A 21,759-nucleotide genomic window follows, 5' to 3' on the forward strand; every position below is an offset into this window, starting at 1 on the left:
TCCGGATCGAGGGACAGTGCAACTAACATACACACTTGCAGGTATTGTTGTCCCATGCCGGCGACCAGGACCTCAAAAACCGGCCGCACGCAGGAAGAACGCAGCGCGGCCATGCGTGCGCGGCTGCTCGACGCGACGATAGATTGCCTCGTCGAATACGGATACTCGGGCACGACGACCACCCGCGTGGCCGAACGCGCCGGCGTGACCCGCGGTGCCCAGGTGCACCACTTCCCGACCAAAGCCGACTTGGTCACGGCCGCGGTCCGGGACATCGCCCACCGCCGCGCCGAGCACGCGTTCGCGCGAATGGACGAACTGGCGATGTCGACCGACCCGATCGGCGACACCCTCGACCTGCTCTGGGAGATCCACCAGGGCCCGATCTTCGCCGCGAGCACGGAACTGCTGCTCGCGGCACGCACGGACCCTGAGCTGCGTGCCCTGGTCGCCGAGGTGGAGCCGGAGATCAGCGAGGTCATCGTCCAGTTCGGCAGGCGCCTGTTCGGCCCGCAGGCCGACACCAGCCAGTTCCGGCATTACGCGTACACCGCCATGGACACCGTCCGCGGCCTGCTCGTCGGGTCGTGGGCGTACCCCGACGACAGCCAGCTCAAGGCCCGCTGGCAGCGCGCCAAGGCCTGCCTGCGCCTCGCCGCCCCGGCTGAACTGTCGGGCTAGCCCTACCCCGGTTTCGGGTGCGGACTTCATGGTTCGCCCGCTTGGCAGCCGACAGGCTACGGCCATGCCACATACTCGTCGGAACTTCCTCGCCCTGGCTGCGGCTGGGGTCGCGTCAATCGGCTTCACGGGCACAGCCGAAGCGACGCCGCGGATCAGCGCGCTGAAGATCCCCACCTGCGCCGGCACGTTCGACGCGGTGGCCGCCGGGCCCCGACGGGGGCGGAAAGTCCTTCTGCTGCACGGTTTTCCCGAGCTCGGCATCGAGTGGGAGGATCAGCTGCTCGCCTTGGCGAAGGCCGGATACCGCGCCATCGCTCCCGATCAGCGCGGGTACTCGCCTGGCGTGCGCCCGCTCGAGATCGAGAACTATGGACTGGACTACGGTGCCGACGACGTGGTGGCCATCGCGGACGCGTTGGGCTGGCACAGGTTCGACCTGGTCGGGCATGACTGGGGCGCGGCGGTCGCGTGGATCGCGGCGGCGAGGTACGCGCATCGCGTCCGGACGCTGACCGCGGTCTCCGTGCCTCATCTTGGGGCGTTCGCCGAAGCACTGCGAGTGGATCCCGCTCAGCGGCAAGCGTCGGTCTACATGGACGGCTTCCGCAGGCCCGCGCCCATCCCGGAGAACGAGATCCTCGCGAGCGGGCCACTCACCCTGCCTGGTGTGCCTGCCCGCAAATGCGCGATCTACTACGAGCGCCTCTCTCAGCCGGGCGCGTTGACGGCGGCCTTGAACTGGTACCGGGCCAACGACTTCACTGGCTACGAGCAGAAGGTGGCTGTGCCGACGTTGTTCATCGCCAGTACCAAGGACCCCTTCGTCGCACCCTATGGCGTGTCGCGGACACACAACTGGGTGACTGGGCCTTACCGGCTGGAAGTTCTGGACGGCGTGGGCCACAACGTGCCCGAGGAAGCCGCGGCGGCAACGTCCGAGCTGTTGCTGAGCCACCTCGGGAAGTTCTAAGTTCACAGACATGAAGCGATCAGGGTGGATCGTTGTCCTTTCTCTGCTTGCCGGACTCCTCGTCCCGACGAACGCGGCCGCTGCCGGGCGCACGCCCGCCGAGTGCGCGGCCGCACTGGACTGCACACTCGCCGAGATCAACCTGATGAGCATGCCCGACCGGCTGGAGTTCGTCCGGCTGATGCAGAGCGGGCCGGCCGCCGAGCTCGGGGCGACCGACCGGTGGCGCAACATCGAAGGCGTGATCACGTTCTTCCGTGACCGCCAACTGGGCGCGCCGGGCACATGGGTGTCCTACGTGGACGCTGGGATCGTCGAAGGCATCGAGCGGGGTATCGCGATCGCACTCGGCCGGTCCGACGACGAATTCGGCAACCCTGGATCGCGCAAATGGGCGAATTATCTGACGCGCTTGCGCGCGGGTGAACTGACTGTGCGCAATGTTCACGACAAAGCGTGGAGCGAAGCCGAACAGGCAGCGACCGACCACGGTGTGCGAGTCGCCGAGAAAACGCACGGCCTCAAGCCGTCCGCGGTGGAACGCCGATTCTTCATGTACTCCGAGTTCTACCGGTGGACGCTGCGCAACCGGCCTGCCGTGCTCGACCTGCTGGCTGTCTACGGCGGACTGATCCATCCGGAGCTGGCACGTCAGCGCGTGCCGTTCCTCGACTGGTTCACCGATGTGCGCAACCCGGTCCCCGCCCGTAAAGGCTGCGAAGTCGCCTACGCGGCCGCCCGTTTGGACCCCATTGCCGGGTTGTTCACTACGCTGGACCTGCTACTGGCGTACTTGCCGGACCTCTTCGAGGAGTACCAGTCGGCGAAGTAGTGTCCGAAAATCACAATGCTGGCCGGCGCGAGCGGGCTTAGCATCGCTTGGTATGGGCAACCAACAGGCCCTGGTGGGCCACGAGCGGGCTGCGGCGACATTACGTGACCAGTACGCGGCATTGCCGCAGGGGACCCCGGTCCGGCTGGCCAAGTCCACGTCGAACCTGTTCCGGTTCCGCGATCCGGCAACCCGGACACTGGATGTCAGTCAGTTCGCCGGTGTGCTGACCGTCGACGCCGAGGCACGGACAGCCGACGTCGGCGGAATGACCACCTACGAAGACCTAGTGGACGCCACGCTGCCGTACGGCTTGATGCCGTTGGTCGTCCCCCAGTTGAAGACCATCACGCTCGGCGGTGCGGTGGCCGGGCTGGGCATCGAGTCCACGTCGTTCCGCAATGGCCTGCCGCACGAATCCGTGCTGGAGATGGAGATCCTCACCGGAGACGGCCGGATCGTCCGGCTGGACCGTGACGACGAACTGTTCCGCGGGTTCCCCAACTCCTACGGCACGTTCGGGTACGCGCTCCGGCTGAAGATCGAGCTCGAACCGGTGGCGCCGTACGTCGAACTGCGGCACATCCGGTTCGACGACCCAGCGGTGATCGCCGAGTACACCGACGCCGATTTCCTGGACGGCACGGTGTTCGCGCCCGGTGAGCAGTACCTGACCGTCGGCCGTTTTGTCGACAAACCGACTTATCGGCCGAGTGACTACACCGGGCAGGAGATCTTCTACAAGTCCATCCGGGAGCGCACGGCCGACCTGCTGACCACCCGGGACTACATCTGGCGCTGGGACACCGACTGGTTCTGGTGCTCCCGCGCGTTCGGCGCACAGGTCCCCTGGGTACGCAAGCTCTGGCCGAAGCAGTACCTGCGCTCGGACGTCTACCGCAAAATCGTCGCGCTCGACCGCAAGTACGGCGTGACCAAGCGGGCCCGGCAGATCAAGGGCGCGCCCGATCGTGAGCCGGTGATCCAGGACGTGGAGATCCCGCTGAGCAGGCTCGGCGAGTTCCTCGAGTTCTTCCACCGCGACATCGGCATCAGCCCAATCTGGTTGTGCCCGATCAAACTGCGGGACAAACAAACATGGCCGCTGTACCCGATGGATCCCGGCACGATGTACGTGAACGTCGGGTTCTGGGCGACGGTCCCGATGCGTCCCGGCCAACGGCCAGGGCATCACAACCGCCTGATCGAGGAGAAGGTGACCGCCCTCGGCGGGCACAAGTCGCTGTACTCGGAGTCCTTCTACTCGCGCGAGGACTTCTGGCGGTTGTACGACGGGGAGCGGTATCGCGCCCTGAAGCTCCAGTTCGATCCGGACGGTCGGTTGCCCGACCTCTACGACAAGTGCGTGCGGGGTAGTTAGATGCGAATCGCGGAAGCCATCTATGAGGTGACCGGCCCAGACGTGCCGGTCGAGTTCGTCGCCTACGACGGCAGCCGGGCGGGCACGCCCGACGCGGATGTGCGTGTGGACGTGCGGTCGCCGCTCGCCCTGTCGCACATCGCCAGCTCACCCAACAGCCTCGGCCTTGTCCGGGCGTACGTGACCGGGGCGCTGGAGATCGTCGGCGACATGTACACGGCGCTGAGCTCCATCCCGGAGATCAGACTGCGGGAGATCCCGGCGTCGCTGCGCGTGAAACTCGCGGCGAAGCTGGCAAGCGCTCGATTGCTCTGGCCGACACGTCCGCCTGCGCAGGAAAAGCGACTGGCGGGCGAACGCCACTCGATGATGCGGGACGCGGAGGCGATTTCCCACCACTACGACGTATCCAACAAGTTCTACGAATGGGTCCTCGGCCCGTCGATGGCGTACACGTGCGCGGTCTACGAGCACGAGAACGCCACCTTGGAAGAAGCCCAGTTCGCCAAGCACGACCTGGTCGCCCGGAAACTGGCGCTGCGGCCCGGAATGCGCCTGCTGGACGTCGGCTGCGGGTGGGGCGGCATGGTGATCCACGCGGCGAAGCACTACGGCGTGCAGGCACTCGGCGTGACCCTGTCGGCGAACCAGGCCGAATGGGCCCAGAAGCGCATCGCCCAGGAAGGCCTCACCGACCTGGCGGAAGTCCGGCACCTGGACTACCGGGCGGTGCAGGAGACGGACTTCGACGCGATCAGCTCGATCGGCCTGACCGAACACATCGGCGAAGCGAACCTGGCATCGTACTTCGAGCTGCTGTACAGCAAACTCCGCACGGGCGGCAGAATCCTGAACCACTGCATCACCCGCCCGGACAACCTACGCGACGCGCAGACGCGGAGTTTCATCAACCGGTACGTGTTCCCGGACGGCGAACTGCTTGGCCCAGGCCGGATCCTGTCGCAGATGCACGACACGGGCTTCGAAGTGCGGCACGAGGAGAACCTGCGGGAGCACTACTCCCGGACCTTGGCGGGCTGGTGCGCGAATCTGGAAGAGCACTGGACGGAGGCCGTCGAGGAAGTCGGCCCGCACACGGCTCGGGTCTGGCGGCTGTACTTGGCCGGATCGCGGCTCGGGTTCGTCCGCAACTGGATCCAGCTACACCAAGTGCTGGGCGTGAAAACCGACAGCAACGGCTACTCAGGAATGCCCCTGCGCCCCGACTGGTAGCCGAACAACCCCAAGCCCCTGGCCCCCACGCCAGGACATCCCCCACCACTCCCGGGGGGACGGCCCCTGGCCAGTCTACCGGGGATAAGGGGTTGAGCTGTGGAATCAAGTGGGGAGCCGGTGCGAACGGTCCGTTCGCACCGGCTCTACACGATGGGGTGGTTGTTATTGCCAGGGGCGGCTGAGGCCGAGGTCGCGGGCGATCAGCATGCGCTGGACTTCGCTGGTGCCTTCGCCGATTTCGAGGATCTTGGCGTCGCGGTAGAAGCGGCCGACCGGGAACTCGTTCATGAAGCCGTAGCCGCCGAAGATCTGGGTGGCGTCGCGGGCGTTGTCCATCGCGGCTTCCGAGGAGATCAGTTTGGCGATCGCCGCTTGGCGCTTGAAGGGCTGGTTGCGCAGCATCCTTGACGCGGCGTCATAGTAGGCCAGCCGCGCGACGTGCGTGCGGGCTTCCATGTCGGCGATCTTGAACTGGATCGCCTGGTATTCCCCGATCTTGTGGCCGAAGGCCTCGCGTTCACCGACATACCGGACGCACTCGTCCACGCAACCTTGAGCGAGGCCAACGGAAAGCGCTGAGATGGCGACGCGGCCTTCGTCCAAGGTGGACAGGAATTGGGCGTAGCCGCGGCCTTCGTCACCAAGCAAGTTCGACGCGGGCACAACGCAATCGGCGAAAGAGAGCTCTCGGGTGTCCGACGCGCTCCAGCCGACCTTGGAGTACTTCTTCGACACCGTGAACCCGGGGGTGCCGGAAGGCACGATGATCGCCGAGATCTGCTTGCGGCCATCACGCTCACCGGTCACCGCGGTCACGGTCACCAGGCGCGTGATGTCCGTGCCCGAGTTGGTGATGAATGCCTTGGTTCCGTTGATCACCCACGTGTCGCCGTCACGGCGGGCGGTCGTTCGGGTCGCGCCCGCGTCCGAACCTCCGCCTGGCTCGGTCAGCCCGAAAGCGCCCAGCGCCGCACCGGTCACCAAAGACGGCAGCCATTCTTGCTGTTGCGCGGGAGTGCCGAAGCGGTAGATCGGCATCGCGCCGAGGGAAACGCCCGCTTCCAGCGTGATCGCGACCGAGGAGTCGACCCTGGCCAGCTCTTCCAGGGCCAGGCACAAGGTGAAGTAGTCGCCGCCCATTCCCCCGACGGATTCCGGGAAAGGCAGGCCGAACAACCCCATCTGGCCCATCTTCGCGACGATCTCGTACGGGAACTCGCACCGCTCGTAGTAGTCCCCGATGACCGGCGCGATCTCCTCCCTGGCGAACTCCTGCACCGTCTTTCTCAGGGCTTCGTGCTCTTCCTCGAGCCGGAAGTCGATCATGTCTGCTCCTCTGGGGTCACCAGGGCGAGGGGTTGGTTCAGCGCGACCTGTTGGCCCGCTTGCACATGCAGCTCGGTGAGCACGCCGTCGACCGGCGCCGCGATCGTGTGCTCCATCTTCATCGCTTCCACGACCAGCAACGGCGTTCCCGCGGCGACTCGGTCACCGACCGCGGCCTTGACCACGAGCACAGTTCCGGGCATCGGGCTGGTGACCGGTCCGCCCTCGGCACCGGAGACCGCCGATTCCTCCAGCAGCGAATGCTCGTCGACGGCCCACGTGAAGCCGTCGGACGCCAGCCACAACACCGAACCTGACTTCGCCCGGCGATACCGGTACGTCCGGCCGTCGAAAGTCAGTCGCAAAACCGAACCGTCGACAGCGGCCGATGCCGGAACGAAAGCACCACCGTCAACGGAAACCGAAGAGTCACGGGCGCAGACCGTCACCTGGCGGTCGCCGGAATCGAGCCGGACAGAGAATCCGGCGGCACCGCCGACTCGCCAGCCGGAAGGAACGTCCCACGGGTCGACGACCGGACCGGAAGGCTGCAACGCCAGCAGTTCGTCCAACGCCGCCGCCGCGAACACGTGGTCCGGAGTGGACTGGACAAAGGCCGCCCGCCGGGAAACCAGCTGCGTGTCCAGCCGACCGGCCACGACATCGGGGTCAGCGAGCAACTCCCGGAGATAGGCGACGTTCGTGCCCACGCCGAGCACAGCCGTTTCCGCCAAAGCCGAGGACAACCGTCCCAAGGCTTCGGAACGCGTCGGCGCCCAGGCAATGACCTTGGCGAGCATCGGGTCGTAGTCCGAGCCGACAACGCCACCGACACGCAAACCGGAGTCGACGCGGACATCGGCTGGCTCGACAACGTCGAGCACGGTTCCGCCGGTCGGCAGGAAATCACGCGATGGATCCTCGGCGTAAACCCGCGCCTCGACTGCGTGCCCGTTCAGCGAAACGGACGACATCGCAAGCGGTTCACCCGCGGCCACGCGAAGCTGCCACTCGACCAGGTCAAGGCCGGTCACCAATTCGGTCACCGGGTGTTCCACCTGCAGCCGGGTGTTCATCTCCATGAAGAAGAACTCGTCCGGCCGGTCCGCGGAAACAATGCACTCCACAGTGCCCGCGCCCGTATAACCAACGGCACGAGCGGCATCGACTGCGGAAGAACCCATCCGCTCACGCATTTCCGGCGTGAGCAAAGGCGAGGGCGCCTCTTCGATGATCTTCTGGTGCCTGCGTTGCAGACTGCATTCGCGCTCACCCAGGTGGATCACGTTGCCGTGGGCATCCGCGAGCACCTGGATCTCGATGTGCCGTGGCCGCTGCACGAAACGCTCGATCAGCAGCGTGTCGTCGCCGAAAGACCCACGGGCTTCCCGGCGTGCGGACTCAATCGCCGCCGCCAGCTCGGAATCCGACGTGACCAGGCGCATGCCCTTTCCGCCACCACCGGCGGAAGGCTTCAGCAAGACCGGAAAACCGATCTCCGCGGCCGCGTCGATGAGATCCGCGTCGGTCATCCCCGGCTCGGTCCGCCCAGGGACGACCGGGACTCCCGCGGCCATCACGGTCTGCTTGGCCCGGATCTTGTCGCCCATGGCCTCGATCGCGGCGACCGGCGGGCCGACGAACACCAGCCCGGCGTCCGCACACGCCCGCGCGAAGTCGACATTCTCCGCCAGGAAGCCGTAACCGGGGTGGATCGCCTCGGCGCCGGTCGACAACGCGGCCTCGATGATCCGCGGGATCGACAGGTAGCTGTCGCGCGCCGCCGCCGGTCCGATCCGGACAGCCGTGTCGGCTTCGAGCACGTGCCGCGCGTCGGCGTCCGCGTCGCTGTAGACGGCGATCGAACGCACGCCCATCCGCGCGAGGGTCCGGGTGATCCGGACGGCGATCTCGCCGCGGTTGGCGATCAGGACTCGCTGGAACATCGCATCACATCCGGAAAACGCCGTAGCCGACTTCTTCGAGTTCCGCGTTCGCGGCCACCGACAGCGCCAGGCCGAGCACGGTCCTGGTGTCGGCGGGGTCGATCACGCCGTCGTCCCACAGCCGCGCGGTCGAGTAGTACGGGTTGCCCTGGTCCTCGTACTGCTGGCGGATCGGGTCCTTGAACGCTTCCTCGTCCGCGGCGGACCATTCGCCGCCGCCTGCCTCGATCTGGTCACGGCGGACCGTCGCGAGCACCGACGCGGCCTGCTCACCGCCCATCACGGAGATCCGGGCGTTGGGCCACATCCACAGGAACCGCGGCGAATACGCGCGGCCACACATCGAGTAGTTGCCCGCGCCGAAGGATCCGCCGATCACCACGGTGAACTTCGGCACCCGCGCGCACGCCACCGCGGTGACCATCTTGGCGCCGTGCTTGGCGATCCCGCCGGCCTCGTAGTCCTTGCCGACCATGAACCCGGTGATGTTCTGCAGGAACACCAAGGGGATCCGGCGCTTGTCGCACAGTTCGATGAAGTGCGCGCCCTTCAACGCCGACTCACCGAACAGGACACCGTTGTTGGCGATGATCCCGACCGGGTGGCCGTGGATCCGCGCGAACCCGGTGACCAATGTCGTGCCGTACTCACGTTTGAACTCACGGAACCGGCTGCCGTCGACTACGCGCGCGATGACTTCTCTGACGTCATAAGGAGTCCGGGAATCGGTCGGCACGACACCGTACAACTCGGACGGATCCACGACGGGCTCTTCGACCGGCGCGACGTCCCACGGCTTGGGAACCCGCGGGCCTACTGTGGACACGATCGACCGGACGATCCGCAGCGCGTGCGCGTCGTCCTCGGCCAAGTGGTCGGTCACACCGGAGACCCTGGAGTGCACGTCACCGCCGCCGAGTTCCTCGGCCGTGACGACCTCGCCGGTCGCGGCCTTCACCAACGGCGGCCCGCCCAGGAAGATCGTGCCCTGGTTGCGCACGATCACCGCTTCGTCGCTCATCGCCGGGACGTACGCGCCACCGGCGGTGCACGACCCCAGCACGGCGGCGATCTGCGGGATGCCCCGTGCCGACATGGTCGCCTGGTTGTAGAAGATCCGGCCGAAGTGCTCCCGGTCCGGGAAGACGTCGTCCTGCTTGGGCAGGAACGCGCCACCCGAGTCGACCAGGTACACACACGGAAGGTTGTTGTGCAGCGCGACTTCTTGCGCGCGCAAGTGCTTCTTCACGGTCACCGGGTAGTACGTGCCGCCCTTGACCGTGGCGTCGTTGGCGACGATGACGCACTCGCGGCCGGACACCCGGCCGACGCCGGTGATGATCCCGGCGGCGGGCGCCTCGTCGGAATACATCCCGTTGGCGGCCAAGGGGGACAGTTCGAGGAACGGCGAGCCGGGGTCGAGCAGCGAGTCCACCCGGTCGCGGGGCAGGAGTTTGCCGCGCTCGACGTGCCGCTTGCGGGCCTTCTCCGGGCCGCCCTCGCGTGCCTTGGCGAGACGTTCCCGCAGGTCATCGACGAGCTCGGTGTGCTCTTTGACGTAGCGCTGGTAGGCCGGATCCGACGGGTCCGCCTGGCTGCGCAGCACGGGCGCGTCCATCTCGCTCCCTGTTAGTCAGCGTTAACTCCTGGCCCAATGTTAGCGCTGACTAACGCGCCCGTCCAGCGGAAGGGCCCCGCCGTGGCGAGGCCCTTCATCACACTGTCCCCGGTCAGCCGGTGACCGCGTTGAGCGCGGGCAGGTAGCCGCGGGACTGACCGTTGCGGTTGGGGTGGTAGGACTCGTCGACCGGCCACGTGAGGCTGTTGAGCCACCAGTCGCTCGAACAGATCTCATGCCCCGTCCACGCGTTGCGGATGTCGACGAACGTGAAGCCCGCCGCGGCCGCGCGCTGCGCGGTCACCTGGGCCAGCACGTCCGCACCGCTGTTGATCGCCGAGCGCTTGGTGTCCGACATCCCGACGTTGCAGGTTCCCGGCACCTTGTAGAACCTCGGATAGCCGAGCACGATCACCCGCGCGGACGGCGCCCGCTGCTTGATCGTGTTGTACGTGTTGTCCAATCTGGCCGGCAGTGTGTTGCGGGCGAACGTCTTGCCTTGCTCCACCCGGTTGACACACGTCGAGTCACTGCCAAGCGTGCACGTGGTGATCACGTCGACGAAGCCGGCGTCGTTGCCGCCGATCGAGATGGTCACCAGTGACGTGCTCGCCGACAGGGAGCCGACCTGGTTGTTCAGCACGTCCGACGTGGTCGCGCCGGAGCACGCGGCGAACGTGAAGGAAGCAGGCGAGTGGCTGTTCGCCCACAGTTGCGGGTAGGCGTTGGAGCTGCGCTTGCAGCCGCCACCGCTGTACGAACCGCCGGTACCGACACCGGATGAGTACGAATCACCCAGTGCCACATAGTTCTCAGCTGCCGCGTTGGCAGGCACCGACAGGACAGTCAAGCCCACGGCGGTAGCCGCGAGGCATAACAGGACACGGAACGGTCGCCTCATTGAGCCCTCCGCGAAAGAGTCCCTCGTTGGCAGGGATGGGACTTCTCATCATCAGCGCAGGTAGGCCCGTTAAGGAAGAATCTGGTGAATTGTTAACCCGACCGTATGTATCCGTCAGGTGTTAGTACTCGCTAACGTCACCGGGCTAGCATGGCTCTCGTGTTGTCACAACAGGTGTCCACGCCCGCACCGCTGAGCCGCAGGGACCAGATCCTGGCCGCAGCGGCGGAATTGTTCGCACGACACGGGTTCCACGGTGTCGGCATCGACGACATCGGTGCCGCGGTCGGCATCTCCGGCCCCGCGCTGTACCGGCATTTCCGCAGCAAGGACGCGATGCTCGGGGAGATGCTGACGTCCATCAGCGAGGTGTTGCTCGACGGCGGGCAGGCTCGCGCGCAGCGCCACCGCGACCCGGCCGAACTGCTGGCCGAACTCGTTCGCTTCCAAGTGGACTTCGCACTGGACAACCCGGCGCTGATCACCGTCCAGGAACGCAACCTCGGCAACCTGACCGATCCGGACCGCCGCCGGGTGCGCGCGTTGCAGCGCCGCTACGTCGAAGTCTGGGTCCAGGCCATCCAGGACGTTGTCGACGGCGTCGACGAACCGTCCGCGCGAGCGGCGGCACACGCGGTGTTCGGCCTGATCAACTCCACTCCGCACAGCCGTCACCTTGATCGCGGGCAAATGGCGGCATTGCTCCGCAACATGGCCATCGCTGCGTTGACCGGGCACAAGGGGTAGGCTTTCGCCGCTTTACCCAAACAGACGAACAGGGTTTCTCGATGACCGGCGACGGCGGTTGGATTCCAGAGAACCTCGATCCGGCGCGCCCTTCTCCCGCGCGGATCTACGACTACGCATTGGGCGGCGGCCACAATTTGGCCAGTGACCGCGAGGTGTTCGACCAGCTGGTGAAGATCCAGCCGAACGCGCGGCAGATCGCGTGGAGCAATCGGGCGTTCATGCGCCGGGCCGTGCTTTTCATGATCGAATCGGGGATCCGGCAGTTCCTCGATCTCGGCTCCGGTATCCCGACGGTCGGCAACGTGCACGAGATCGCGCAGAAAGCCGACCCGGAATGCCGGGTGGTCTACGTGGACATCGAGGAAGTCGCGATCGCGCACAGCAGGCTGTTGCTCGACGAGGTGGAAAAAGCCGCGATCGTGGAGGCCGACTTCACTCGTCCGGACGATGTCCTGAAGCACCCCGAGACGCTCAAGTTGATCGATTTCAGCGCACCGGTCGGCCTGCTCGCGGTCGCGAGCGTGCACCACGTCCCCGCGGAGATAGACGTCTACAGCGCGTTCGACCGCTACCGCGACGCGGTCGTGCCCGGCAGCGCGCTGGCGATCAGCCACTTCACCGCCGACTTCGAGAAAGTGCACGCCAAGGAGATCATCGAGGCGGTGCAGGCCAAAGCGCACAACACGGCCTGCCTGCGGACCCGTAGCGAGATCATCGACCTGTTCGGCGACTTCGAGATGGTCTCGCCCGGCCTGGTGGCCGCGTCGAACTGGCGGCCGGACATCACGCCGCCGCCCGGGGTGCACCCCGAGCAGGACGGCATCTGGGCCGGGGTGGGTGTCAAGCGCTAGTCAAGAGTCACTCGGCCGACTGCGGAACGAACAGATTCTTAGCCAAACGAGTCGCGAGTCCCGACCTCGCTTCATTCGATCGGCGTAACACACGCTACGGTGAGCAACCATTCGCTGGCGCCAACTCGCCTGAATGGGCCGGGAGGGTGCGCCCGTCTACCGGATGAGTACTCCGCTGAGTAGCCTGGCCATCACCAGAACGGACCGAGAGGTGTGCAGCAGTCGTGGATCCTTCGATTGTCACGTCCCGATGGTGCCGATTGCCCGGACGGCGGTAACCCCGCGACTGCCCCAGTCCGATATCTGTACAAGACCCACTGAGAGTCCCAGGATTACCCGTTGCCCCGACCACAAGAGGTGCGTCGTGACACCGCAGGACAACGGCCGGTGACCCCACCGGTGCCGCTTGACCCCGAGCGTGCCCGCAGGCGCGCCGAGGTCGCCAAGGCATGGGCGCATGTGATCGGCAGGACTGCCTACGTGCCGATGACGGCCGAGGAGATGGAACAGTTCCTGCTCGAGCAGGTGCACACCCTCGCGGACGCCCTCAACGCCGAGCTGTTCGACCCGTCGTCAGCGATCGCCGTCGGCACCTCGTTGGTGCACAACGACTTCACCGGCCCGGAGAGCCTGCAGGTGACGGTGGAGATCCTGGCGGGCGCGCTGCTGCTGGACTCGGAGAACCGCACCGACCGCAGGCTGGCCGAGAAGGTCGTCGGCCTGCTGTCCAACCTGGCCACGGGCTACTCGAACGCGATCCGGCACCGCACGCTGGACCAGCAGGAGCACATCAAGCAAGCGCTGCTGAAGTCCAAGCGGGAAGCCGAACGGCGCGAACGCGCCGCGACCGAGCGGTTCGAAGAGGTCTTCCACGCCTCGGCGATCGGTATGGCGCTGACCGACATGGCCGGCAACTTCGTGCAGACCAACTCCGCGCTGGCGCACATCCTGGAGTGCCCGGAGTCCGAGCTGGCCGGTCGTAACGTCCGCGAGCTGTTCCCGGAGGAAGACGCCGACGACGTGGTGATCTCGTACCGCGAGGTGACCGAGGGCATCATGCCGCGGATCAGGGAACGCAGGCGCATGGTCCGCCACGACGGCACCATCGCGTGGGTCTACCTGGTGATCTCGTTACTGCGGGACGTCAACGGCGTGCCCGCGTACCACGTCACGATGGTGGAGAACCTCAGCGAGCTGCAGGCGTTGCAGAACCAGCTGGGGCAGCAGTCCGTGCGGGACATGCTCACCGGCGTGGCCAACCGCCAGCACTTCCAGTCCAAATTGGACGCCGTGCTGGAAGGTGCGCGCCCGGACACGTCGATCACGCTGCTGCACGTCGGCATCGACTCGTTCTCGGTGATCAACAACGGTCTCGGTCACCTGGCCGGTGACCGGATGCTGCAGGTGGTCGCGAACGAACTGCGCGGGATCGTCGCGGACTACAACGCGGTGATCGGCCGCGTCGGCGGCGACGAGTTCGCGATCCTGATCGAGAACAGCCCGGGCGTGCCGCACTACCAGGTCCTGATCGACCAGATCAACGAACGCCTCGCCGAACCGACGTTCATCGGCGACACCGGCGTCGCGGTCTGTGTGAGCATCGGCGTGGCGAAGCACACCGGCCGGGCGCACGGCAGGCTGGACCTGTTGCGGGCGGCGAATTCCACGATGCGGCGCGCCAAGGCAGTCGGCAAGCGCCAGTGGGAAGCGCACAACGTCCTCGAGGACGCCGAACAGAAGGAACTCTTCGCACTGACCGCGGCCATGCCCGGCGCGTGGGAAATGGGCGAACTGGACTGTGAGTACCAACCAGTCGTCGACTTGGCTGACGGACGCGTGGTCGCGCTGGAAGTGCTGCTGCGCTGGAACCACCCCACTGAGGGCGTGATCGGCCACTACCGCTGCCGTGACATGGCCGAGAGCACGGGCATGTCGCTGACGATCGGACCGTGGGCAGCCATGCGTGCGGCGGCGGACGCCGCCGAACACGGCACAGGCGACGTGATGCTGCGGTTCCGCCTCACGCAGATGCAGTCGTCCGACGGCAACCTGGCCGCGGTGATCAACCGGTTGATCGCCAGGAGCGGGCTGCCGCCGTCCCGGCTGGAAATCGCGCTGGACACCCGCGCGGTCATCGCCAACCGCGGTGAAGCTCAGTCGAACCTGCAGGCGCTGCACGACAACGGTGTTGTGACCGGACTGCACGAGTTCACCGGCAGCCAGACCGAGTTCGCACTCGTCGAGGACGAGGCGATCCAGTCGGTGATCCTCGCCGGGTCGTTGGTGACGAACCGGCCAGATCTGCGCAAACCGGACTCATTGTTGACGAAGGTCACTCGCGACATGGTGAAGAACCTCCGCAAGACGGGCGCGACCGTGAGTGTGGTCGACGTGCCGACGTCACAGGACGCGGCATGGTGGCACGCACTGGGCGTGACCCGCGGACAAGGTGATTTCGCCGGAGTTCCGGGGGATTTGGAGAGTGTGCTCCCTGAACGCTCGGCCCCGTCAGTGAACGGGGCCTGAAGTTACCGGCAATCGTAGATCATCCAACCGGGTGACGGATCACATGCCCGGTCTTGTCATGCGGCAGCCCGGCTGTTGGAAGATGTCCTAGTGGACCCGAACTCCGAGCAACCGCAAGGCATCATCGCCGCAGCCAGCCAAGCGCTGGCGTCGATGCACGCCGGTGAGGACACGGCGGCAGTCGAACGAATGACTGCCTTCGCCGAAGACCGGGGCCGCGAAGAAGCCACCGACCTGATGCTGATGCTGTTCCGCGAATGCAGCGCGATGGTGGCAACCCTGGGCTCAGGCGGGACAGCGCCAGTGAAGATGCAGGTCTACGACGACGACGGCAAAGAAGTCCCGATCGACGAAGCAGACCCACCAGTGCGTACCGCGGTGCGGACCCTGCTGGCCGAGGTGCACGGCGACACCGAGGCAGCGAAGGACCAGATCGAAATCGCACTGGCCAATGCGGCACCGGCCGAAATGGCCATGGTGATGATGCAGGCACTGCGCTGGACGATAAAGCTGGCCGCGGAATGTACGAGCCGGGATTTGCCGGTCGCCGGCTGGATCACCGAGGCCCTGTCCTGAGTCCCGGCGCTGGGATTGGGGTTGGCGTTGTCGAGAGCGGTCAGGAGGTCAGCAGTTCCTTCACCAAGGCTGACACCTGACCGGTTTCGATCAGGAAAGCGTCATGTCCGTAAGGCGAATTGACCACGCGCACCTCACCGGCGCCGGGAATACCGCGAGCCAACTCGGCCTGCTGAGACAACGGGTACAACCGATCACTGTCGATCCCAGCGACAACGGTCCTTGCCTGAACCCGGTTCAAAGCCGCCGAAATCCCGCCACGACCCCTGCCGACGTCGTGTGAATTCATCGCCTCCGTGAGCACCACATAACTGCCTGCGTCGAACCGCCGGACCAGTTTGGCCGCGTGGTGGTCCAAGTAGGACTCGACAGCGAATCGGCCGTCGCCCTGTGGCGAACGGCCGAAACGTGCCGCTAGTTCCGGCTCGCTGCGATACGTGATGTGTGCGATCTGCCGCGCGATTCCGAGGCCCGCGACAGGGCCTGCCGAGCCGTGGTAGTCGCCGCCCTGCCAGCCGGGATCTGCCCGGATCGCACGCAACTGCGGCGCGGCCCAAGCAATCTGGTCAGCGGAAGCGGCCGCGGGACACGCGAGCAACAACAAAGTGGCCACCCGCGAGGGAAACATCACGGCCCACTCAAGCGCCCGCATCCCGCCCATGGACCCGCCAAGCACCGCGGCCCACGAAGAAATCCCCAGAGCGTCAGCGAAAAGCGCCTCGGCGGCAACCTGGTCCCGCACGGTCAACGACGGAAACCTGCTGCCCCAAACCTTCCCGTCCGGAGCCAAGGACGAAGGCCCGGTACTCCCCTGGCACCCGCCGAGCACATTCGGGACCACAACGAAGTACTGGTTCGTGTCCACGGCCTTGCCGGGGCCCACGAGGCCGTCCCACCACCCCGGCTCACCCGGCCCGGCCACATGACTGTCGCCCGTCAGGGCATGCAGGATCAAAACAGCGGGCGACGAAGGCGATCCCCAAGTCTCATAGGCGATCCGCACATCCGGCAACGAGAAGCCGGACTCGAGCACGAGTGGCTGTGGAAGACGGACCCAGCGGCGACGCCCCGCTGGATTCCCCTCTCGCCAGCCACCGGTCACGTGTTCGCCTTCGCCGCGCGCAAGCCAGCCTCCAGGTCCGCCGACACCGACCAGCCCTCGCTTGCCATGCCTGCAGAAGCTAGCTACGGCTGAACGCCCTCCACCATAGCGTCCACCCACTGGAACCTTCACGGAAAATAAGTCTTGCCATCCAACTCTCTTAGTTTCTAAGATGCTCTCATGACTGATGTAATCGTGGTTGGAGCCGGACTAGGTGGCCTGTCGACAGCGATGTTCCTCGCGACGCGCGGGGTGGATGTACTGGTAGTGGAGCGGCACGAGAGCACGTCGATCCATCCGCGTGCGTCCGGGCAGCATCCGCGGACCATGGAGTTCCTGCGGATCGGTGGCGTCGCGGACGAGGTGCTCGCGATCGCCGACTGGTCGTCGGACTTCACGATCAAGGTCGTGGAGAGCGTGCGGGGCCGGGTGATCCACTCCATCGTGGAGAACTTCGGCGACTTCCACAAGGAGATCGAGCAGCTCGCGCCCGCGGGCTGGGGATCGGCGAGCCAGGACCAGACCGAGCCGATCCTGTTGGCACAGGCCAGGAAACACGGCGCCGACGTCCGGTTCTCGACCGAGCTGGTGTCGTTCGACCAGGACGCTGACGGGGTCACCGCGCAGCTGCTCGATCTCGTTTCCGGTCGTGCACAAGAGGTCCGCGCCTCCTATCTGGTCGCGGCCGACGGAAATCGCAGCCCGGTAAGGGAAAGACTGGGCATCCCCCGATCCGGTTTCGGTGGGCTGGCCAACCACATCGGTGTCGTGTTCGACGCCGACCTGACCGAGGTGCTGCCGGAGGACATCCAGGGTCTCTACTACTTGCAGAACCCCGCTTTCACCGGTGCGTACGTCAACACGAGCGTCCGGGGCAGGCACCTGTTCTCGATCGAGTACCACCCGGAGAACGGCGAGTCGTACGCCGACTACCCCGACGCCAGGATCACCGAGCTGATGCGGATCGGCCTGGACATCCCGGATCTCGAGCCCGAGATCGTCTGGAAAGGCCCGTGGGAGATGGCGGCGCGGATCGCCGACCGCTGGCGCGACGGCCGCGTGTTCCTGGTCGGTGACGCCGCCAAAGTCACGCCGCCGACCGGCGGGCTCGGCGGGAACGCAGCTGTGTGCGACGGCTTCGACATCGCGTGGAAGCTCGCAGCGGTCGTGCACGGCCAAGCGGGCAGTGGCCTGTTGGACACCTACGAGCCGGAACGCAAACTCGCCGCTCAACTGGTGGTGGACGAATCGTTGTTCAACTACGTCCAGCGGATGGCGCCACACCTGGCAGGCCCGGACATCCCGGAGCCGGTCGGCTGGTTCGAGGCGATCATGGGCATGCGGCACACGTCCAGCGCGGTGATCGCGGAGCCGAACGACGGTTCGCTGGTGATGAACCCGTTCCAGTTCTCCGGTGAACCGGGTTTCCACGCACCGCACGTGGTTCTGCCGTCCGGTGAGTCCACACTGGACGTCTGGGGCGCCGGCTGGGTGTTGCTCGCGGGTCCGGACGGCGGCTGGGACGAGATCGACGCCGGTGTCCAGTACCGATCACTGGGCGACCAGTACGACCGGTTCGGCGTCGGCCGCGAAGGCGCGAGCCTGCTCCGGCCGGACGGGATCGTGGCATGGCGGACCACGTCGAAGGCCGACGAAGCCACGCTGAAGAACGTGCTGCGACAGGTGTTGTCTTGTTAAGTTGTGGGGCATGCGAGTCTTCCTGCTGGTGGTGACGCTGCTCGGACTGCTCGTGGCGCCGGCGTCAGCGCAGCCACGGCACGGCTTGTACCGCTCGTATGTGGCATTGGGTGACTCATACGCGTCCGGTCCCGGGATCCCGCAACAAGTCGGGCAACCGGCAGGGTGTGCCCGGTCGGACCACAACTATCCCTCGCTGATCGCCAAGTGGCTGCGCATCCCGAACTTCACCGACGTCAGCTGCGGTGGTGCCAGGACGGTCGACATGACCAGGCCACAGCAGGTCTCCGGCGGGACGAACCCGCCGCAGCTGAACGCGTTGAAGGCCGACACCGAACTCGTCACGCTGATGATCGGCGGGAACGACATCGGTTTCGGCGAGATCGTCTCCACCTGTGGCCGTCTGGCGTCGAACGACCAGAAGGGCAACCCGTGCGAACGGCACTACACCGCCGGCACGGACCAGTTGGCGGCCAGGATCGCCGCGGTCGGCCCGAAGATCTCCGCCGTGCTTGACGGGATCCGCAAGCGTTCACCCCGCGCACACGTCGTGGTGGTGAGCTACTTGCGGATCCTGCCCGCGAGCGGGACCTGCTTTCCACAGGTCCCGTTCGCCGCGGGTGACGTGCCGTACTTCGACCGGACGTCACGCAAGCTCAACGCAGAGCTCGGCGCACAGGCCGCGAAGCACAAGGCTTCCTTCGTCAACCCGTATCCGTACTCGTATGGGCACGATGCATGCCAGCCCGCTGACCGCAAGTGGGTCGAGGGTTTGTTCCCCTCTTCACCCGCCGCGCAGATGCACCCGAACGCCAAGGGCATGCAGGCGGTCGCCGCGCTGAGCGTGCCGACTGTCCTGTTCGGACGGTTTCAGAGGTAGAGACCGACGTGCTCGTCCGCTGCCTCGGCCGTCACCGGGGCGGCCCCCGCCACCAGCGCGTAGAGCTCCGCGAGGGTCGCGCCGTGACCGGGGGCGGTCGCTTTGCCGTCCAGCCAGGCATTCGCCTCGGCCTGCGACAGGGCACCGACCTCGATCTGGGCGAGGCACCGGCCAGGCCGGGTGACCGCTGGGTGCAGCCGCGCCAGGTTCTCGTTGGTGGTGATCCCAATGAGCGTCTGGCAGCCCTGGCCGAGCAGACCATCGGTGAGGTTGAGCAACCGGGACAACGCCTGCCCGGTCGACGCCTTCGCCTCGCCGCGGATCAACTCGTCGCAGTCCTCCAGCAACAACAGCCGCCACGGCTTGTCGTCGTCCTCGTTGCCCTCCAGCGCGACCTGCAGCAGATACGACGGGCTGTCGAACAACCGCTCGGGGTCAAGGACACAGTCGACCTCACACCACTCCCGCCACGACTGCGCGATCGCGCGCAGCGCGGTGGTCTTGCCCGTGCCCGGCGGACCGTGCAACAGCAGCAACCGGCCGTTGAGTTCGTCCAATTTGGTCGCCATCAGCTTGTCGAACGCCGTACCGACGTTCTGCGGGTAGTTGCGGCGGATGTCCGGCCAGTTCGGCGCCGCGATGTCGCGGGTACGACGGTGCGGGCCGCGCTCTCCCATGTACCAGAACCCCATCGTGACGACTTCCATGTCGTCCGTCGGCTCCGCTTTCACACCGTCGATCGCTTCGGCGAGCACCTTTTCGGCGAGCTCATCGGAAACAGCGGTGACGCTCACGGTAACGCTGTCATCCCAACGGTGGGACAACAACATCCAGCCTTCGCCGCTGGCGAGCACTGATTTGCGGTTGTCGCTCCGGGCTTCCCGCAAGACCGAGGCCCCGGAAGGCAGGAAAGTCGCTTCCTCCTTGACGGGATCGATCCTCGCGCTATGGGACGCCGTGTGCTCACCTGTGGTGTAAAGGCTGATGAACAACGCGTCCAAGACATCGAACGAGGTGTCACCCGAGTTGAGTGAAACGCGCGTCGGCAGAACGGTCACCGGCTCTTGCGCGGTGACCGTCTTGACGACATGCAGCTGCTGCTTGGACACCCCGATATGATCTCGCGGTTTTCCGTGCGCTACAACGGATTATTCGTACCCCATTGTTCGCCCAACGCGTAGCGGTTGCCCTCGCCGTCCTCGAACATCGACCACCAGCCGAAGAACATTTTGCTTGGCGCGGCCAGGAATTTGACGCCCTTGGCGGTCAATTCCCCGTACGTGCGCTGGACGTCGTCGCTGTAGAACATGATGTTCGAATTCGGCAGGTTTTCCGGCGCTTCAGGCGCTTGGGCGCCCGGTTCGCGCGGGGACAACACCATTCGCATGTTGCCGTCGGGTGACGCGACCGCGATCCACCGCCCGTCCTCACCGTACGGCGAATCCTCGGCGAGCGCGAAACCCATCTTCTCGGTCCAGAACTGCTTGGCGCGTTGCTGGTCTTCGACATAGAGCACCACTTGGTTGACACCACGGATCACGTCTATCACTCCTGGATATAACCAACATGGATACAACGAAGATGGACTGTATACTCCGGACATGGCGGACCGCAACACCCCACCGCTGACCCCGGCCGGGTTCCAGGTGCTGCTGGCGCTGGCCGGCGGCGCGGCGCACGGCTACGCGGTCATGCGCTTCGTGGAGGAGATCTCCGACGGAACAGTCCGGCTCGGCCCCGGCACGCTCTACCGCACGCTGCAACGGCTCGTCGCCGACGACCTGGTCGTCGAAGTGGCCAGTGAGAGCCCGGATCCCCACGACGCGCGCCGTCGGTACTACGAGCTGACCGACCTCGGCCGGACCGCGGCCGCCCGCGAAGCCGAACTGCTTTCCCGTCTCGTGGCCGTCGCCTCGGACGCCGGCCTGCTCGGCAGGCGGAGGTCGGCATGAAGCCCAGCCGTGCGATCAGCCTGACGCCGCACGTGTTCGTCCGGGACGTCCCCGCCGCGATCGAGTTCTACCGCCGGGCGTTCGGCGCGGTGGAGGTGTTCGTCAACCGCCTGCCCGACGGCACACTGCTGTTCGTCGACCTGGCGATCGGCGGCGGCAGGCTCGTGCTGAGCGAGGAGACACCACAGCTGGGCGCGTTGAGCCCGCAGACCATCGGCGACTCCCCGGTGATGCTGCTGCTCGAAGTCGAGGACGTCGACGACCTCGCCCGGCGGGCGATCTTCGCCGGGGCCACGGTCGAGATGCCCGTCCAGGAGATGTTCTGGGGCGAGCGCTACGGCATCGTGCGCGACCCGTTCGGCCACCGGTGGGCGCTCTGCTCGAGCCGCGACGAGATCTCACTCGATGAGGTACTCCGGAATTCACCTGAAGAGGTGTAAGGCGCTTAGGTGCGGTGGTGTGGCCGCCCCCGATGACGACCACACCACCGCTCGAATACCCGGCAGGCCGGGTGTGCGAGCCCCAGACGG

At 66.2% G+C, this 21,759-nt stretch carries 20 protein-coding genes; 13 read left to right on the forward strand and 7 right to left on the reverse strand.

Features of this window, described 5'->3' with window-relative positions; translation table 11 throughout:
- Window positions 1-54: 54 nt before the first annotated feature.
- From B9C43_RS10495 to B9C43_RS10515, 5 genes are all read left to right on the forward strand, one after another.
- Entirely contained in the window at window positions 55-681 is a 627-nt protein-coding gene (locus B9C43_RS10495; RefSeq protein WP_235038550.1) for a TetR/AcrR family transcriptional regulator, read from the forward strand.
- Window positions 682-745: 64 nt separating this feature from the next.
- Window positions 746-1,654 carry an alpha/beta fold hydrolase gene (locus B9C43_RS10500; RefSeq protein WP_200825526.1) on the forward strand — a complete coding sequence of 303 codons (909 nt, stop codon included), beginning with the start codon at window positions 746-748 and terminating at the stop codon, window positions 1,652-1,654.
- Between the two features lie 10 nt (window positions 1,655-1,664).
- Window positions 1,665-2,486 (forward strand): hypothetical protein, encoded by an 822-nt coding sequence (locus B9C43_RS10505; protein ID WP_084425830.1) that lies wholly within the window; start codon window positions 1,665-1,667, stop codon window positions 2,484-2,486.
- 52 nt (window positions 2,487-2,538) lie between these two features.
- Window positions 2,539-3,867 (forward strand): FAD-binding oxidoreductase, encoded by a 1,329-nt coding sequence (locus B9C43_RS10510; protein ID WP_084425831.1) that lies wholly within the window; start codon window positions 2,539-2,541, stop codon window positions 3,865-3,867.
- On the forward strand, window positions 3,868-5,100 hold the full coding sequence (locus B9C43_RS10515) for an SAM-dependent methyltransferase (RefSeq protein WP_084425832.1): 1,233 nt from the start codon (window positions 3,868-3,870) through the stop codon (window positions 5,098-5,100).
- Between the two features lie 165 nt (window positions 5,101-5,265).
- Here B9C43_RS10515 and B9C43_RS10520 read toward each other — a convergent pair whose 3' ends face one another.
- The 4 genes from B9C43_RS10520 to B9C43_RS10535 form a co-directional block, all read right to left on the reverse strand.
- Window positions 5,266-6,429, reverse strand: coding sequence for an acyl-CoA dehydrogenase family protein (locus B9C43_RS10520; protein ID WP_084425833.1), 1,164 nt, complete (start codon window positions 6,427-6,429; stop codon window positions 5,266-5,268).
- Window positions 6,426-8,375, reverse strand: a complete 1,950-nt coding sequence (locus B9C43_RS10525; protein ID WP_084425834.1) for an acetyl/propionyl/methylcrotonyl-CoA carboxylase subunit alpha — start codon at window positions 8,373-8,375, stop codon at window positions 6,426-6,428. The genes B9C43_RS10520 and B9C43_RS10525 overlap by 4 nt, the downstream gene beginning before the upstream one ends.
- A 4-nt stretch (window positions 8,376-8,379) precedes the next feature.
- Complete coding sequence (locus B9C43_RS10530; RefSeq protein ID WP_084425835.1) at window positions 8,380-9,993, reverse strand: carboxyl transferase domain-containing protein; 1,614 nt, start codon at window positions 9,991-9,993, stop codon at window positions 8,380-8,382.
- A 112-nt stretch (window positions 9,994-10,105) separates the two neighbouring features.
- Window positions 10,106-10,894 (reverse strand): SGNH/GDSL hydrolase family protein, encoded by a 789-nt coding sequence (locus B9C43_RS10535; RefSeq protein ID WP_084425836.1) that lies wholly within the window; start codon window positions 10,892-10,894, stop codon window positions 10,106-10,108.
- A 159-nt stretch (window positions 10,895-11,053) separates the two neighbouring features.
- Between B9C43_RS10535 and B9C43_RS10540 the strand changes: the two genes are divergently transcribed.
- The 4 genes from B9C43_RS10540 to B9C43_RS10555 all read left to right on the forward strand — a co-directional run bounded on the left by B9C43_RS10540 (window position 11,054) and on the right by B9C43_RS10555 (window position 15,597).
- The gene (locus B9C43_RS10540) at window positions 11,054-11,641 is read left to right on the forward strand and encodes an SACE_7040 family transcriptional regulator (protein ID WP_235038551.1); all 588 of its coding nucleotides are present in this window, start codon (window positions 11,054-11,056) and stop codon (window positions 11,639-11,641) included.
- Between the two features lie 41 nt (window positions 11,642-11,682).
- Complete coding sequence (locus B9C43_RS10545) at window positions 11,683-12,495, forward strand: SAM-dependent methyltransferase (RefSeq protein WP_084425838.1); 813 nt, start codon at window positions 11,683-11,685, stop codon at window positions 12,493-12,495.
- A 387-nt stretch (window positions 12,496-12,882) separates the two neighbouring features.
- The gene (locus tag B9C43_RS10550; protein WP_084425839.1) at window positions 12,883-15,021 is read left to right on the forward strand and encodes an EAL domain-containing protein; all 2,139 of its coding nucleotides are present in this window, start codon (window positions 12,883-12,885) and stop codon (window positions 15,019-15,021) included.
- Between the two features lie 90 nt (window positions 15,022-15,111).
- The gene (locus tag B9C43_RS10555; RefSeq protein ID WP_033382006.1) at window positions 15,112-15,597 is read left to right on the forward strand and encodes a hypothetical protein; all 486 of its coding nucleotides are present in this window, start codon (window positions 15,112-15,114) and stop codon (window positions 15,595-15,597) included.
- 40 nt (window positions 15,598-15,637) lie between these two features.
- Here B9C43_RS10555 and metX read toward each other — a convergent pair whose 3' ends face one another.
- A complete protein-coding gene (metX, locus tag B9C43_RS10560; protein WP_033382005.1) occupies window positions 15,638-16,699 on the reverse strand; it encodes a homoserine O-acetyltransferase MetX in 1,062 nt (353 codons plus the stop codon).
- 180 nt (window positions 16,700-16,879) lie between these two features.
- On the opposite strand from metX, the gene rdmE reads away from it, so the two are divergent.
- Both rdmE and B9C43_RS10570 read left to right on the forward strand, forming a co-directional pair.
- Window positions 16,880-18,397, forward strand: a complete 1,518-nt coding sequence (gene rdmE / locus B9C43_RS10565; RefSeq protein WP_084425840.1) for an aklavinone 12-hydroxylase RdmE — start codon at window positions 16,880-16,882, stop codon at window positions 18,395-18,397.
- 10 nt (window positions 18,398-18,407) lie between these two features.
- Window positions 18,408-19,277, forward strand: a complete 870-nt coding sequence (locus tag B9C43_RS10570) for an SGNH/GDSL hydrolase family protein (RefSeq protein WP_051895159.1) — start codon at window positions 18,408-18,410, stop codon at window positions 19,275-19,277.
- Here the strand turns inward: B9C43_RS10570 and B9C43_RS10575 are convergent.
- Window positions 19,268-20,386 (reverse strand): DUF5925 domain-containing protein, encoded by a 1,119-nt coding sequence (locus B9C43_RS10575; RefSeq protein ID WP_235038552.1) that lies wholly within the window; start codon window positions 20,384-20,386, stop codon window positions 19,268-19,270. The genes B9C43_RS10570 and B9C43_RS10575 overlap by 10 nt on opposite strands.
- Window positions 20,387-20,415: 29 nt before the next feature.
- A complete protein-coding gene (locus tag B9C43_RS10580) occupies window positions 20,416-20,817 on the reverse strand; it encodes a VOC family protein (protein ID WP_033382003.1) in 402 nt (133 codons plus the stop codon).
- Between the two features lie 61 nt (window positions 20,818-20,878).
- Between B9C43_RS10580 and B9C43_RS10585 the strand changes: the two genes are divergently transcribed.
- Window positions 20,879-21,229 (forward strand): PadR family transcriptional regulator, encoded by a 351-nt coding sequence (locus B9C43_RS10585; protein ID WP_033382002.1) that lies wholly within the window; start codon window positions 20,879-20,881, stop codon window positions 21,227-21,229.
- Window positions 21,226-21,669 carry a VOC family protein gene (locus B9C43_RS10590; protein WP_033382001.1) on the forward strand — a complete coding sequence of 148 codons (444 nt, stop codon included), beginning with the start codon at window positions 21,226-21,228 and terminating at the stop codon, window positions 21,667-21,669. Before B9C43_RS10585 ends, B9C43_RS10590 begins: the two co-directional genes overlap by 4 nt.
- Window positions 21,670-21,759 lie beyond the last annotated feature (90 nt).

Origin of the sequence: Kibdelosporangium aridum, from assembly GCF_900176515.1 — a bacterium.
GTDB classification, from domain to species: Bacteria; Actinomycetota; Actinomycetes; order Mycobacteriales; family Pseudonocardiaceae; genus Kibdelosporangium; species Kibdelosporangium aridum.